Source organism: Parazoarcus communis (genome assembly GCF_003111665.1).
Taxonomy (GTDB): domain Bacteria; phylum Pseudomonadota; class Gammaproteobacteria; order Burkholderiales; family Rhodocyclaceae; genus Parazoarcus; species Parazoarcus communis_B.
In genome coordinates, this window is record NZ_CP022188.1 from 1,213,196 (window position 1) to 1,227,867 (window position 14,672).

Here is a 14,672-nt window from a genome sequence, read left to right on the forward strand (position 1 = left end):
TATCCGAATTATTCTTCGCCCATCTTTGCGCCCAACACAATTCCTTCTAGGAATTTCTGACGCAACTATGAATGCGACACAAAAACCTTCTCAAGCCATTGTTTTAATGAGTGTTTAATAAATTTTTCGCACCGCAACATCATTTCGGGAAGATCAATTTTTATCCTTAGAAGTGACACATCTACGAGACAATTTCGATCTAAGAAGGCACGCAATTCCGATCTATCGCTCATTTCACGTCTTGCAATTCCTTTTCTCTTGAATTAGATTGCGATCTCAATTAGAGAACAGGACCATGCCAAACCAAAAAAGGAAATCATCTGCACCACGTAATGTCATTCAAGGAAATCGGACGCTCGGGCGAATCGGTGGTCGCCAGGCTGTTTTCTATAATTGCAGGAAAGCCGGCGGAATTATTGCTGCAGAGTCTCCGAACGAAAGAACGGTTGCGCAACTCGCAGACCTCGATCCAAGGGTCGTAGCACTTCAACCACAACCCTTCACGGTTGATGTGCATAGCGGCGCGCTTTATACCTCCCGCGAAGAGCTCGAAATCGCTCGATGCACGCGAGTACGCGTCGACGCCACACAGCGTGATTACACACCAGATTTTTTGCTGCAACTGGCCGATGGCCAACGCATCGTCGTTGAGGTAAAGGATGTGCGATATCCGGGCGACATGTGCTACATCAGCAAAGTCGAGAAAGCGAAAGCAATCCTGAAAACGCGTGGGCACGGATTTCTGACTATTGCATTTCGCTACGAGCAAACCTCACCACTTGTTTTTAACGCTTCAGTTCTATCTTCCGAGAAAAACCGCGATCCACAAACGCTGACTCCAGAAGATCTATCGGGGCAGCTCGACACCCTGCTTTGTGACACCTCCGCACCGCTGGGACACACAATGAAAGCGCTCGGTCTCAACATGCGCACCGCAGCGTACTTCGTTCTGAATGGTCTTTTGAGCGCCAACTTGCACGAAGAGTGTCTCAACGTCCATACCTTGGTCACGGTCGCCGGGGGAAGCATCACTCACCTTGAACTGCTCCCCCTGGAGTTCAAATCATGAGTAGCTATCTTCGACGAGATGAGAAGCTGCTGACCCCCGACGGGATCTATTCAGTGTGTTCGATTCAGAGCGATTCTGAACGTGTAGAGCTTATGAACCAGAGCACCGGTGGTCGTCATTACGCGACCATCGCAGCGCTACGATGCGAGTTGTCGAACGGAAACTGGAAACGAATTTCAGTGAATCCGATTACCGGCGAAACGGTTGATCTTACAAACAATCCGAAGGCGCGTCGTCGGCAGCAATTCAATATAGCCGTTCTAGATCGCCTGAAAGCCTTGATGCGAAACGGGTCGAGTGCAGCCGAAGCAATCCGTGCACTGCAAGGAACCACCATCGAAACGGGGGACGGATCGACAAAGATGATGTGCTCTGAGCGCACGGCATACCGGATCCTGCGAGATGGTGCAGAGAATCCGCTCAAACTAATCCCAGCGTATGCAGCGCGGGGTAATCATGTGCCCCGCTACAGCGAGAGCGTAAAAGAGCTGATCCTCAGCGCTACAGAAGCGGTATATGCGGTTAAGAAATCGAAAATCCAGATCAATGGGCTCGCAAAGCACTTGACGTCAGTTGCCATTCAGCGGGGACTTATTCCGCAAGACAAGACTCTGAGCCGCGAACTCATAAAGAATGTTGTTGTTGCGCACTGGAACCCCGATCTTGACTACAAGCGACTCGATCCACGTATCGCTCGTTCAGCGAAAGCCGTTGCTAAGAATCGGATAGTTCCGGGTGCGCCAATGCACCGCGTCGAACAAGATACGGTTCATCTTCCTGTGCTTGTTAAAACGGCCGAAGGCATTCTGCAAAATCCATATCTCATGGTCTCTGTCGACTGCTACTCCTCCGTGCCGCTGGGTTGGCGCTTGGTGCCAACTCCGGTCACTGCGGAGGATACCCTTGAGTGCATCGAAGTAGGACTGTTCTCGAAGAAGAAGCGCTTCGATCAACTCGGCATTAACTGCGAACTCGACCCGTGCGGACAGTTTCTTGATCTTCACCTTGATAATGGCTCCGAAAACCGCACTGAACGAATCAACGAACTCAATACCCTTGGAATCAACATCACGCGCGCGCCCGCTCATTCCGGCCACATGAAGCCATTCGTTGAACGACTTCATAAAAGTCTAAAGATTGCGCTAGAAGGCCTTCCTGGCTTTACTCGATTTGAGGGCGAGGACGGAGCACGTACGGAGGAAGCGAAGAAAGACGAGTTAATGACGCTAGAGCAACTGGAGCGCTGGATCGTCCGCTTCTTCTTTGAGCGCTGGATTCATCAGAGCATCGAACGATTCATCACTGCTGACTATTTACTTGATCAAAATATGGGGGTCACGCCGGCCCAACGCTGGAAAATGGCCGAAGAACACTTTCCAACGCCACTCCCGCCGAACCGCGAATCGTGGGTGCAGATCCGCTTTCTGACGCGCACCGCGTCGCTGAGTAACAAGACGGGCGTATCGATCGATGGATTTCGTTTCCGGGGCGATAACCTCGCAATCCTGATCGGGCAATACGGTCCAAACGCGGACGTCACTGTGCGGTACAACCCTTCAGACTACCGATTTGTGTACGTACCGGACAAGAATACGGCAGAGCTAATAATGCTCGTCAATGCAGAAGTGACGGAACAGACGCCTGCATTTTCGTTCTCTGAAGCGAAAGCGCGGCGAAACCATGTTCGTGGGCTCGCAGGCCCACTACCTGCAGTTGCCAAGCAGTTTGAACTCGATCTCGCTCAAGCGAGCCTTGCCGCACCTGTACGACATTCCGGTGGGAGAAAGAAAGGACATCGCGAAGAGCAGAAAGCTATCCGGGACACACTAAAACTTGCGGCCGCAGTTGATCGTGCACACACCACACCCATCCCGAGAGCCGCTCGCGAATCGGGTGCTCAAACGGACTCGAACGACTCGTTCATTACGGATGACTCAATTCCGACTTTCTCAGTTGAAAAACGTCCTACGCAAAAAAGCGGGGGGACGAGTACGTGAACTTTCAGAACACACTTCGGGCAGCAGTCGAGAAAACGGTAATCCATCATCCGAGGTTTCAAGACGCGTACGAGCGGATCGGCGATCTGTTGCGCAGCCGCAAAGACGGACTTGACCCGCAAATCGACTTCATTGTCGGCCCCTCGCGCTGCGGAAAAACAGAAGTTCTTCGCGAGTTCGCGCGCGAGCGCGACTACTGCGCACGCCGTGAAGCAGGGCGTTTAATTGTACCTGTGCTCTATGTACCGATTCCGACAGGTATCGCCCCGAAGGATTTACCGCTAAGTGTCATGCAAGCATTGAACGTACCGCTCCCGACCGGGCGAACGCGTGCCACCGAACTCGTCAAAATGATGAATGTTCAGCTCAAACTTGTCGGTACGCACACCATCTTATTTGATGAAGCGTCGCACTTAGTCGACGTTGGGAGCAAGATCCCTCCACGGCAAGCTTCCGATTGGATCAAAGATATTAGTCAGCAAACTAACGTGTCGATCCTGCTGTCCGGGCTATACAGACTCATTAAGCTATTAGAAACGAATGAACAGTTGCGCAATCGCACGCCTGCGCCCTTCGATTTCTCGCCGTACCGGTGGGACATCCCAAGTGATCGCAAGAACTTCGCCGGATGCGTCCGCGCTTTTCTCTCCGTTTTTTCGGACCACCAGTGCACACTCGATGTGAAACTAACAACGGATTCGCTCGTGCGGCACCTCTACGCTGCCAGCGCCGGGCATGTGGGTCTGCTGGCGAACTTCTTTAAAGCGCTTACTCGCCAGCTTGATGAACATGGGAAAATCACGATTGATGCGCTGAAAGCAACAACAAACCGGCTTCACCTCCCGGGAAACGGATCGATAAAGCCGTTCCAGCAAGACGTTCTCTACGACGAACACTTGTTACAAGTATTGTGTGCCGAACTCAATCGATATGATTTTTGTCTCCCGTCATACAGCCCGGAGGTTCAACTCGCGCAGATTCGACATCACGCTGGGGCGGTTCATCGATGACCGCTTTGCTTGATCTCTTTACCCATGAACACGACGAAAGCGCGATCGGGTACATGCGTCGGCTCGCGCTCAAGAACGGCTACTCAAGTTGGAAAGCTTTGCTGCGAGCGTGCGGTGTAAAACCGTCCGTGCGCGCTGTGCTGGCCGAGCGAGAAATCCTGGCAACCGCGCTCGGACTAGACCCTGCCTGGTTAGAGGCGTTTGTCCCAGCCGACGATAAACCGGTTTGCGTCTCAGACCCGCAGTTCGCACGCACGACAAGCGATCCGGTTTGCCCCTCGTGCCTTCAGTCCGGAGCATATGTTCGCCGCGTGTGGGGACATGCACTCATCACAGCTTGTCCGGAACATGGGACAACGCTGTTAGATCACTGCCCAAATTGCGGCGTTGAGCTGCAACAATCGCGACACGATATCGCTTTTTGCGGATGCGGTTTCGATCTGCGAGAGGCCCACACTCAGCCAGCCTCTCTTGGGCATCTGTGGATCAGTGCGCGGTTGGCTGGCGACATGCGCGACATTATCGGTACCACCGAGCTGGGATCCGAGGCCGACTATCTACGCCTTGCAGATTTGCTCTACATGCTCGCAGTGCGTTTCGACTCGGCACAACAAACCCGACGCGGCAAAGTTGCGGTTCCGAAAACCATCAATGAGGCCATTGCGCTACTCACACCGGTCGCGACAATGCTTGAGAGCTGGCCGGGCAGGTTCGAACAACATGTGCGTGACCGACTTCAGGCAGGGAATCCAAACGTATTCAATTTGACTGGAAGACTTGGCGCTTGGTACATCAATCTGTCCCGTCAATGTCTTAATCCGAGCGCATTCGCACCCGTCTGGCAGGCTTTCTCAAACGCAGTGATTGATCAATTCGAGGGTAACCTACGCGGAAAGAACGGACTCACACCTTCGCTTGACCGCAAACAGCGCTACTTCGCACTGACAGAGGCCGCAAGGCTGATCGGCACAACACGCGAACACCTTCGAGTCGCGATTCAGCGAGGTAACGTTTCATCACACACAACACGTAAGGGCCCTTCATACACACTCGCGCTCATCGAACGCGCTGAAGTTGAACGCATCGTCCGTGAGCGTGCGGAATGGACGTCCGTCTCAGAAGCAGCGGAAACGTTCGCGGTTCCGCCCGCGACCATCAACTATCTCGTAAAAGCCAAGCTCGTTGAAGCAGACCAAGACTGGAAAGGCTGCTATCTAAAAGGGGGCCCCATTCGTACTCAAAGCATCGTTGAGTTCGCAGCACAGCTCAACACGCGCGTCCGGCCGAGCAACGACGACTCGGTACTGACGCTATCGCAGCTAAATGGACGGCGCACAACAGATGCGGGTGCAATTTTGCGGCTCTACCAGGCCATCGGTGACGGAACATTGTGCCCTGTCCGAGAAGACACCACCGGCCAACTCTCCGGTTTCGGATTCTCCGAGTCGGAGGTTATGCCAATTCTCGGTTCGGTCGCGCTATCCGATGGACTTACGCTCACGAAACTGGAAAGTATCACCGGCTGGAAGTATGAAGCCCTGTCTTTTTGGACAAATAACGGATACCTGAGCGCAACTGAGACGCTGATACACGGCCGAGCCACACGTGTAGTGTCGAACGCGGCACTAGCGGATTTTCGGCGGAAGTGGATCCCGATCTCCGATCTAGCGCGATCGCTCGGAACGAAGGCCTCAGCAATGTCACAGAAAGCTGTTTCGATGGGCATCACGATTCACGGACAGTGTCTCTTGGCGTCAGGAACAAAACGGGGCGGCTTGATTGCGATGGCTGATCTCGCACGGCTAATCAGCTGAGCGGTCGCACAATGAGACCAATAGTTAGTAGGGCACTACCGAAAACCTGGCGTGCCCCCGGAGCTCAGGAGTAGTCCGCTGCAAAGTGTCGATCCACCCTTGAACTTGCGATGATCGAACCGATAAATCACGTAGCAACAGCTTCCAAGGTAATTTGCCCACCCTATTTAACGGCCTGAAGCATTCCAAGACTACTACGGTGGGAACTGGACAGTCGCCAACGCCTCGGATTCACTCACGGCAGGCAACCGATCACGGGGAACAGGTTCATGAGCTACCCAATCCTTCTCGCCGATAGCCATGAACCGATCAATCGCAGCTTCGATGGCTGCTTGATCAATCACGTCGACGTCAAGCACGATGTCAACGCCGATACCGTAAGCGTAGCTGCGATCTAGCAGAAACGATTCATGAACTACAGGGGGTTCGTTGCGGACGATCTCTGCTTCCAGTTTTTGCAGCTGTTCATCGAACGTCAATCCACCGAATTGTTCGAAACGCATCTCGTGGCGCTCTGCGAGTTTGTACGACAGGATTTTCCCCGTCTTTGAGCGCTCCGCTGCCTCGAACTGCAACTTAAAGTTCATTTCTAGCTCTTCCGTATTCAGCATGCCCGCAACACGGTTGTACGCAATGTCGTGTGCTTTTTGCCAAAAAGCTTTTCGAGCAGTTACGACATTTGCATTCCAGATCGTGAACCGCTGGGTGCCGGGAAAGTAGAAGTGAAAACTTTGCTTGTACAGATCCGGACGACCCGGATCGTCCAGGGCGAGACTGCTATCGAAGCGTCCGCCGAACCTTCCGGCATTGCGGCACATCGCGCCGTTCAGGCGAATGACAGCTTCCCTGCGTTTGTGCCGTGGCAATGTAACAAAAGGGGGACGACGTTTGACGTAGCGGAACGTCATTGCTCACCCCTTTGCTCGCCGCACGCTTCAGTACATTGCGCGTGACGTTGAGAAGAAAGCGATTCGGCGACTTGTGATTGATCGTAAATCATAACGACATTTCCTCCACGCATTCTTACGGTTCACAATAAATATTTACTCGCTTAAGCGCTAGAACGCAATGCCGATCTACGGTCTAAATGGAATCCAGGGGAATTCATAGGGTTCGGCCAACTTGTGGTCATTGCTAGATTCGTAGCGGGTGATAGCGTTAATGCTAATAAAAAAGGCTCCCTAGGGAGCCTTTTTTATTAGCGATTTGTGATGTCAGACGAACGGCTATCTACGAAGTTCAGGCTACCCGATTCCTAGTTGCCTCGGAACCAACAGCCTTACTCTCCACATCTCGCTCATCTCGACCGCTTTTTGCTACAAAATCTCTCGGAGGGTGAGTGGAACTATGTACGGAGTTCTTAGTGAGTTCGTAGGAGCGTTTCCATTCAGGCCACTTCTCCGAAAGAGTACGAGCTCGTTCAAAATTCGCGTTAAGTTTCATCATTTTTCTCCTGAGAACTGACAACCAAAGAAAGTTCACTGACGAGGCTGACCTCTGCCTCTAAGTACGAAAGTGGAGCCATTGGAACGCGAAGCTCGGCAGTCTCCCTCGACCACTCGATCAAACGGCTGTTTTCCTTTCTTACTATGTTTCGTCCGCTGCTTAAACTCATAGAAAATAGATCAACAAACCTACGTGGCCCAATCCCAACAAACGGTTCGAATAGGACCTTGGTCTTGCGTCCTTCACCATTCGACTCAATTGAGTCACTATGCATTCTTATAGCGTAGCTCTTTGGGTAAGGCTCAACGAATTTCACCTTTTTGATTCCGGCCGCCACGATGTGCTTGGCACAGTTGTGACACGGATAGGTCGTTGAATAAAGAGTACCACCTCGGATAGCGATCCCGTTTCGAGCAGCCGAAAGCAAGGCTTCCATTTCAGCATGAACAGCCCTTCCATACTCGGTAATTCCGAGAAGTCCGGTATCCTTGAGTGCCTTTAGGCCTTCCGCCAGCAGATCTTCGTCCGAATCGCTAGATCCTGGTTTCAGCTTTTTCATAATCCGAAGTGTGATATCTCTCTTTTCTTTTTCGTTGTAGTCCTCTTTCTTTACATAGTCACGTCGATCATCTTTGCCAGGCCAGTAAAGACCGCCGCCGAACTTAGGAACATCATTTGCCCCAGTTGAGACAATGTCATTTTTCTTGTTAGCAATCACAGCACCAACCTGCCTCGAAAGATCAGCAGATCGTAGTGATGCCGCGTACGCAAGAAACATGGCGTACTCATCAGCAGTAGGAGGAACTACGGGAGCTGAAAAAAGTAAATCCAGTATTCTAGATAATTGATCTGAAAGCCGTTCAATATCGTCGGTCGTTACGAAAGCGTCCGACATCTGGAAAACATCTCTAGTTCTTTGGCCAAAATCGCCGGCCTCGCGATCATCACGATCAATAAGACGTTCCAACTCTGCCTCGGGAATACCTTTTACATTTTTAAGATAATGTTTCCGTGTCTTGACACTCGAGGAGACCCCGAGCAAGAAAAAACCATCCCCGTAAGTGCGGCGCAGTGTCTCAACTTCGTCGGGATGCTTTAACGATCTGATAACGTGCGCAGTCCTCGGTCGCGGCTCAATTGGCGTACTGGTTCGCCCTTCATTAATTTTATTAATAGCAAGAAGAGCAAAGAAGTCTCCTCTCTGGAACCTTTCCCGGCAACTCTTCCCGTTATTCATACCCCGATCAAGCCTCTCCAGCTCGGTACAGGGAGCTTCAGCTTGGGCTCCGTCGACGTATGGCTCGCAGAGGTTACTGAGGTGAATCCAGTTCATCTCATAGCGAAACTGAGAAAACAGTGAATCTAGACGATTCTTCACATCGTCTAGATTGACCCCTATGGGTGCCACGAGGCCAATGACAAGCTCGCAGTCTTTAGAATGCTGAGTAATGCTCATTTATAATTTGTCTAAGGTTGGCGCGATATCCTGACTGATGTCCTCTGCACGAGCTCTCGTTGCAATACCGCCAGAACATGTAATCTACAAATCAATAAACATAAATTACATCGCTAAAGTATGCTGCCTCTATGCTTCCGCAGTGTTTCCTGGACTTGAATCACTGGGGAGGATACGCGCAATTTATCACCTTGGGATAAACGGACGCGGTCGCTACGAATCCTGTTCTATGATCTCATGAACGAGCTAAGCGTGGAGCATCGCTTAACTTCCGCGTGCAAAAGTGCATCAACCCCTCTTCCCCCTCTGACCGCCAAAGCTCGTACCTCACCCGCCCAGAGCGAAGCCCCCTGTGGGCAATGAACTCCACTGGGATTAGCTAAACAGGAGAGATGAGAGGATCCTGAACAACGCCACTTGCTGGGGCAAATCGCCCTAGGGACAGGGCGCATGGCGGAGGCTATGCACACAACCTGTGGCTCGCCCCAAAACACGTACAAACGCTCCTAGCGGCGCGGCGCTCGTAGCCAATAGCCCGACAGGAGCTGGTGGTCGAAACTGAACACATGCTCCCCAGGCTCATCAGTACACCGGCCAACAAGACGATCAAAAAATTCGAGCTTGCCATCATTCACCCAAACCTTAGCGCCGCACAGGGGGCATTCTGCCGCGTATCTGACAAGCCTCAGGTTATATCCGTACGTACGATTGTTCTCGGCCGCGTCGTCGTCCCATGTAAGTTCAACCTGACAGTCACGTTCCTTGAATGGGTAGAAGAGCGGCGACGCCATAATGACTTTTCGGTCATAGAGGCGGGCCAACGGATGAAGCAGAACCCAGTAGAACACAGCGGACATCAGCATCAGCGTCCAGTTCAGCCCTGAAGACGTAGTCGTCGCAAGCGCAAGTAGCAGCAAAAGCCCGGTCATGAGCGCAAGCATCCCGAGGGCCAGTGCAGGAACGTACCGTCTGCGTCCGTCCACCCGCACAGCCCGTTCGCTTTGCCGCCTGAAAAAGAGCGGAAGAAAGAATAACCGCCCCAGCCACGAGAATCTAAGACTGGACTTGTCTTCGTGATAACGCAGCACGAAGGGAAGCTCGCTGTAAGTCGCTGGTAGCGTTGGCTGTTCGACTGTCGCACCGACCGGACGCCATTCCAGCCGATACGTCGCACTGCGACCACCTGGCGAGCGATCTTTGACAGGCCACAGGAGCCCGTCAAAACCTTCTTTTACTGCGCCCGCCGAAAACCGCCCGACGAGCTCGCGAAACATCGTTTCGAGTTCCGACCAGTGATCATTCAGTCTCTTGCGCGCCTTGCTTCCGTCCACGGCCGCTGCGCTTTCGCCCCTCCCCTCAACGACGCTCGACCAGAGCTCCTTCGTCGCTACTGGGTTAGCAGGGGTTCCGTCTTTCCAGTCAGCCGAATGCTGAATCAAGAGGCCCCTGAAGACATCCCACGGAACGCCCCTGTAGTCCGCGTTCCGGTCCGGATCGATGAAGCGTTGAAACCAGCCAGCGTAGCGAACAAGTTCGGCAGGACTGGGCTCAGCCGTCTCAACAGCTCCATCCGAGAGATCACTCATTCTCACACCCCGTAAATAATGCCAATAGTCTAGCAGCGAACCGTCCGGAGACCGTTCCAATACCGGCCGCGTCCAGCATTTACAAGGGTTTGAGCACCTAACCTGACCTCTCCCATCACGCAAGGAGAAAGGTCATGTCGAACGTCGTCATTCTGCATATTCATGGTGTTCCGATCCATCTACGCCCGCTCCCATCGGGTGACATGGCTGTCTGGCATCCGTGCAACGACCCTATCCGAGCCATCGTCGAGCCCATCTGTCGGAACAGAGGACGATGGGAAGGCCAGTACCAGAACTGGATTGTGTTTCATCAGTTTCGCGCCATCGTTTCAGACGAACTTCGCGCAGAGGCCGATCATGGCTAGATCGATCGACCGCACACTAGATTTCGGCATGGACTCGGAGGGGCGGATGCGCTCCATCAGGGAAGTCGATCGCGGGCTCCCCTGTGGCTGCTTCTGCCCAGCGTGTAAAGCCCCATTGATCGCCAAAAAAGGCCCTCACCGCGTTCACCATTTTGCTCATCGCGGCCGAAGCTGTGGAACGGGGCAAGAGACTGCGCTTCACCGGATGGCCAAACAAATCCTCGCCGACGAGCGTCAACTACTTCTCCCGCTTGAGTTCGAGCCTACGCTGTACGAGGAGGCGCTCTTACCCGACGAACTACGATGGCACGGACAACGCCCAGACGTCGTACTGCGCTCGGAATCTACCGTCCTACACGTTGAAATCACAGTGACGCACCGATGCGGCGATGACAAATGCGCAGAAATCACTCGGACAGGGATACCCACCGTTGAGATCGACCTGTCTAGCGCCTACCGTCGCCAACGTGCAGGTTGGACCACTGCAACACTCAGGGGACTAGTTGTCCTCGACCCCGGCATCCGACGATGGTTACACTTGGATATCGCGGTCAAAGATGAGCCCTATGAACCAACACACATCCACGAAGCCACGGATACAGCACCCCAAAGCCCAGCGCCTCCACGAGTGAAGCCGCGCGTCCCGCCAGTGTTGCAAGCGTCGTCGGAGTCACCCATGCAAAGCGGTAACTCACTACTCGTTTTCGATCCATGGTGGGGGTTGGTTCCGCGAGACCCGATTGCGCGAGAAAAGCTCATCAGGGAACTCAACGAGCGAGGCAGCAACTAGGCATCGGGATGCCGCAACAGTCTAAGGTTAAACTTGAAATTTCTTCCACAAAAAGTATACTTCTAAGTATCTATTTTTTATACATTTTTTACGCAGTCAGGCGTCCTTTTCGCGTCTGTCAATTTATGCCTGCATCTCTGCCAAATTTTGCTTAGCAACCTCCTGAGAAGCCGCGCAAATCGAGGAGGGCTCTGCCAATTTATGCCCTTCGCTACAGGTTTTGTAGCGGCGACCATAAATTGGCAAGTTGCCAGTCAATTACTGGCAGAGCGTCACGAGGGGCGGGGATCCGGCAAGCGGTTCCCCGCCCTTTTTTCACCTCAGCGCGCCAGGTCATACCCGACGCGGAATCAGCATGACCGGCCGCCACGCAGACCTGTATCCTCGTCCGGCAGGAAGCGCGTCAGGTTTTCGCATCTACACTTGCGGTATGAACCCTCCAGGACGAACTGATCCCGACACTCAGCAGGCAGCGTCCGCACCGCCCGAGCTCGAAGTGGTAATCGAGATTCCGCGGGGCAGCTTCATCAAGCGCGGATCGTCGGGGCAGCTCGACTTCATCTCTCCGCTGCCATGTCCCTTCAACTACGGTTCGGTGCCAGACCTGCTGGGCCTTGAGGGCGATCTGCTCGATGCGCTGGTGCTGGGGCCGAGGCTTGCGCAAGGCACGCGCGTGCGGGTCAAGGCCTGGGGCGCAGTGACCCTGACCGACAGGGGGATGCAGGATGACAAGCTCGTCTGCAGCGTACAGCCTCCAAGCGCATCGGCACGCGACTTCATCCTGCGTTTCTTTCACCGCTACGCGAAGTGCAAGGGACTGCTGAACTTCTTCCGTCGGCAGCCCGGGCGCAACGCCTGCGAGGGCTGGTGCGAGGCTGGCGTTGCCCTTCGTCGCGCACGGCCGAAACCCGGTACATGGAAGGGGGCGCCGGTCGATTTCTGATATTTGTCGGCGTGGCGGATCACAGCCAGGATTGCCCGGCGTGCAGCGGAACCATTTGACCGCATCGCCCCCTTACCTTGTGCATTGCGGCAAACTGTCGCCACAGGACATGAGGCGCTTATGAACGAACTCAACATTCCCGACCCGCAATCACTCGAAGCCTGGCTCGACGGCCGCATCGGTCCCTGGATGGGTAGCCTGGTCGCAGCGGCTCTGGCGCTGACTCTCGCGCTGGCGACACACAGCCTGATCTACGTTGCGCTGGCCCGATTCGTCCGTGGCAGTACGGTGGGCGAGGCCTTCGTGCGGGGGACACGCATGCCGATGCGCTGGGCCATGCTCGCGCTCGGCGCCCTGCTCGGGCTTGAAGGCCTGCCGGCCGAACTCCCCGGCGTGGGCCCGGCGCACCAACTTCTGGTGCTGCTTACCATCGGCGCACTCACTTGGACCGCGCTGCGTGCGGTGCATGGCGTCGGGGCCGGTGTGCTCGACGACTATCGCGGCAGCAAGATCGAGGACGAGTACCAGGCGCGCCGGGTACGAACCCAGACCCGGGTGCTGACCCGCATCACCGGGTTTCTGGTGGTCACGGTGGGCGCCGCCGCCATGCTCATGACCTTTCCCGCCGTGCGCCAGATCGGTGCCAGCATGCTGGCCTCGGCCGGTGTGGCCGGGCTGGTGGTGGGTTTCGCCGCACGCCCGGTGCTGGCCAACCTGCTGGCTGGCCTGCAGATCGCCCTGACCCAGCCGATACGCATCGGCGACGTGGTAATCGTGGAAAAGGAGTGGGGCTGGATCGAGCAGATCTTCAGCACCTACGTGGTGGTGCGGGTGTGGGACGAGCGCCGCCTGGTGGTGCCGCTCAACTACTTCATCGAGAACCCTTTTCAGAACTGGACCCGTGACAGCTCGCAACTGATCGGCTCAGTCCATTGGTGGGTGGACTACCGCATGCCGCTCGCGCCCCTGCGCACCGAACTCGAACGCCTGTGCAAGCTCGCCCCGGAGTGGGACAGCCGGATACAGCTCCTGCAGGTGGTCGACGCAAGCGACCGCGCGGTGCAGTTGCGTGCCCTGGTGAGCGCACCGGATGCGGCCAAGGCATGGGATCTGCGCTGCCGCATCCGCGAAGGGATGCTCGACTTCATCCAGCGCGAGTATCCGCAGTTCCTGCCGCAGATCCGCGCCGAGCCGGCGGCCGACAGAACGGCGGCCGCCTTCGATGCCGTTTGATGCCAGTCCGCAGTCACTCAAGCATTCAGCGCAGCGCCGCACAGACATCCCTGACACAGGAACGTAACCACCGATGTGCCGGCTCGGCATCCAGCCGTGGGTGCCACAGCATTGAAACCGAAATTTCCGGCAGCGGAACGGGCAAGGGAAAACTGAACATACCGCTGCGCAGGCCACCGGTATGGCGTTCGGGGACACTGGCGACCAGATCCGAAGCCCGTGCCAGGGCCAGCGCAGTGGAAAAGCCGCTGACAATCGTGACAATCTCTCGTTCGAGGCCAAGTTCCGTCAGCGCCTCATCGATCGGCCCCTTGTCGAGCCCCTGCCTCGAAACAAGAATATGCGCGGCGCTCGCATAGCGCAGCGGTGTGAGCTCACCCTGACTCAGCGTGTGCCCCGCACGCACCACGCCGATGAAACGGTCCCTGAACAAGGCCTGCACACGCAGCTCCGGTGCCGCAGATTTTCCCACCACGCCAGTTTCAAGATCGACGAATCCGTCGCGAAGGGCCCTGCCATCCTTGTCGGGCTTGTGCACGAAGCGCAGGCACACTCCGGGCGCCTCGTCGCGGACGCGCGCGATTAGCGCCGGGCCGAACGTCTCTGCAAAGCCTTCACTGGTCCGCAGCGTGAAGGTTCTGACCAGGCGCCCGAGATCGAGCTTCTCGACCGGGCGCAGCACTGCCTCGGCATCCTGCACGAGTTGGCTGGCCCGTTCGCGCAGTTCGACCGCCCGCGGCGTAGGGACGAGACCCCGCCCCGCTCTGACCAGCAGTGGATCGCCCGTCACCGTGCGCAACCGCGCCAAGGCCCTGCTCATCGCGGACGGGCTCAGCCTCAGTCGCCTTGCAGCCCCCGCCACACTGCCCTCGGCCAGCAGGACGTCGAGGGTGACAAGCAGATTCAGATCGGGTTTCGACATCAATCAAGCATAGCAGCGGCCGGTCGATATATGGCGTCAAA

Annotated in this window: 12 protein-coding genes; 8 read left to right on the forward strand and 4 right to left on the reverse strand. The window is 55.3% G+C overall.

Annotated features, from left to right (window positions below):
- Positions 1-295: 295 nt before the first annotated feature.
- The 4 genes from CEW87_RS22340 to CEW87_RS05550 are packed head-to-tail and all read left to right on the forward strand — an operon-like array spanning position 296 to position 5,890.
- Complete coding sequence (locus CEW87_RS22340) at positions 296-1,069, forward strand: hypothetical protein (RefSeq protein WP_159098086.1); 774 nt, start codon at positions 296-298, stop codon at positions 1,067-1,069.
- Positions 1,066-3,066: a Mu transposase C-terminal domain-containing protein gene (locus CEW87_RS05540; protein WP_108971797.1), complete on the forward strand. Its 2,001-nt coding sequence runs from the start codon at positions 1,066-1,068 to the stop codon at positions 3,064-3,066. The genes CEW87_RS22340 and CEW87_RS05540 overlap by 4 nt, the downstream gene beginning before the upstream one ends.
- Complete coding sequence (locus CEW87_RS05545) at positions 3,063-4,076, forward strand: TniB family NTP-binding protein (RefSeq protein ID WP_108949917.1); 1,014 nt, start codon at positions 3,063-3,065, stop codon at positions 4,074-4,076. The genes CEW87_RS05540 and CEW87_RS05545 overlap by 4 nt, the downstream gene beginning before the upstream one ends.
- Positions 4,073-5,890 (forward strand): TniQ family protein, encoded by a 1,818-nt coding sequence (locus CEW87_RS05550; protein ID WP_108971798.1) that lies wholly within the window; start codon positions 4,073-4,075, stop codon positions 5,888-5,890. Before CEW87_RS05545 ends, CEW87_RS05550 begins: the two co-directional genes overlap by 4 nt.
- A gap of 194 nt (positions 5,891-6,084) precedes the next feature.
- Here the strand turns inward: CEW87_RS05550 and CEW87_RS05555 are convergent, their stop codons facing one another.
- From CEW87_RS05555 to CEW87_RS05565, 3 genes are all read right to left on the reverse strand, one after another.
- Positions 6,085-6,798 (reverse strand): hypothetical protein, encoded by a 714-nt coding sequence (locus CEW87_RS05555; protein WP_234421682.1) that lies wholly within the window; start codon positions 6,796-6,798, stop codon positions 6,085-6,087.
- A gap of 524 nt (positions 6,799-7,322) precedes the next feature.
- On the reverse strand, positions 7,323-8,792 hold the full coding sequence (locus tag CEW87_RS05560; protein ID WP_108971800.1) for an anti-phage dCTP deaminase: 1,470 nt from the start codon (positions 8,790-8,792) through the stop codon (positions 7,323-7,325).
- A 506-nt stretch (positions 8,793-9,298) separates the two neighbouring features.
- The gene (locus CEW87_RS05565; protein ID WP_108971801.1) at positions 9,299-10,378 is read right to left on the reverse strand and encodes a hypothetical protein; all 1,080 of its coding nucleotides are present in this window, start codon (positions 10,376-10,378) and stop codon (positions 9,299-9,301) included.
- A 134-nt stretch (positions 10,379-10,512) separates the two neighbouring features.
- Here CEW87_RS05565 and CEW87_RS05570 point away from each other — a divergent pair, with 134 nt between their 5' ends.
- From CEW87_RS05570 to CEW87_RS05585, 4 genes are all read left to right on the forward strand, one after another.
- Positions 10,513-10,743, forward strand: coding sequence for a hypothetical protein (locus CEW87_RS05570; protein ID WP_108971802.1), 231 nt, complete (start codon positions 10,513-10,515; stop codon positions 10,741-10,743).
- A 46-nt stretch (positions 10,744-10,789) separates the two neighbouring features.
- On the forward strand, positions 10,790-11,533 hold the full coding sequence (locus CEW87_RS05575) for a competence protein CoiA family protein (RefSeq protein ID WP_234419089.1): 744 nt from the start codon (positions 10,790-10,792) through the stop codon (positions 11,531-11,533).
- Between the two features lie 355 nt (positions 11,534-11,888).
- On the forward strand, positions 11,889-12,476 hold the full coding sequence (locus CEW87_RS05580) for an inorganic diphosphatase (protein WP_234421683.1): 588 nt from the start codon (positions 11,889-11,891) through the stop codon (positions 12,474-12,476).
- Positions 12,477-12,596: 120 nt separating this feature from the next.
- The gene (locus CEW87_RS05585) at positions 12,597-13,709 is read left to right on the forward strand and encodes a mechanosensitive ion channel family protein (protein ID WP_108971804.1); all 1,113 of its coding nucleotides are present in this window, start codon (positions 12,597-12,599) and stop codon (positions 13,707-13,709) included.
- A gap of 25 nt (positions 13,710-13,734) precedes the next feature.
- Here CEW87_RS05585 and CEW87_RS05590 read toward each other — a convergent pair whose 3' ends face one another.
- Positions 13,735-14,631: a LysR family transcriptional regulator gene (locus tag CEW87_RS05590; RefSeq protein ID WP_108971805.1), complete on the reverse strand. Its 897-nt coding sequence runs from the start codon at positions 14,629-14,631 to the stop codon at positions 13,735-13,737.
- Between the last annotated feature and the right edge of the window lie 41 nt (positions 14,632-14,672).

What these genes read in the sequence shown, in the direction of transcription:
- CEW87_RS22340 (WP_159098086.1), top strand. Translation starts at nt 296, where the DNA reads ATGCCAAACCAAAAAAGGAAATCATCTGCACCACGTAATGTCATTCAA.
- CEW87_RS05540 (WP_108971797.1), top strand. Translation starts at nt 1,066, where the DNA reads ATGAGTAGCTATCTTCGACGAGATGAGAAGCTGCTGACCCCCGACGGG.
- CEW87_RS05550 (WP_108971798.1), top strand. Translation starts at nt 4,073, where the DNA reads ATGACCGCTTTGCTTGATCTCTTTACCCATGAACACGACGAAAGCGCG.
- CEW87_RS05555 (WP_234421682.1), bottom strand. Translation starts at nt 6,798, where the DNA reads ATGACGTTCCGCTACGTCAAACGTCGTCCCCCTTTTGTTACATTGCCA.
- CEW87_RS05560 (WP_108971800.1), bottom strand. Translation starts at nt 8,792, where the DNA reads ATGAGCATTACTCAGCATTCTAAAGACTGCGAGCTTGTCATTGGCCTC.
- CEW87_RS05565 (WP_108971801.1), bottom strand. Translation starts at nt 10,378, where the DNA reads ATGAGTGATCTCTCGGATGGAGCTGTTGAGACGGCTGAGCCCAGTCCT.
- CEW87_RS05570 (WP_108971802.1), top strand. Translation starts at nt 10,513, where the DNA reads ATGTCGAACGTCGTCATTCTGCATATTCATGGTGTTCCGATCCATCTA.
- CEW87_RS05575 (WP_234419089.1), top strand. Translation starts at nt 10,790, where the DNA reads ATGCGCTCCATCAGGGAAGTCGATCGCGGGCTCCCCTGTGGCTGCTTC.
- CEW87_RS05580 (WP_234421683.1), top strand. Translation starts at nt 11,889, where the DNA reads ATGACCGGCCGCCACGCAGACCTGTATCCTCGTCCGGCAGGAAGCGCG.
- CEW87_RS05585 (WP_108971804.1), top strand. Translation starts at nt 12,597, where the DNA reads ATGAACGAACTCAACATTCCCGACCCGCAATCACTCGAAGCCTGGCTC.
- CEW87_RS05590 (WP_108971805.1), bottom strand. Translation starts at nt 14,631, where the DNA reads ATGTCGAAACCCGATCTGAATCTGCTTGTCACCCTCGACGTCCTGCTG.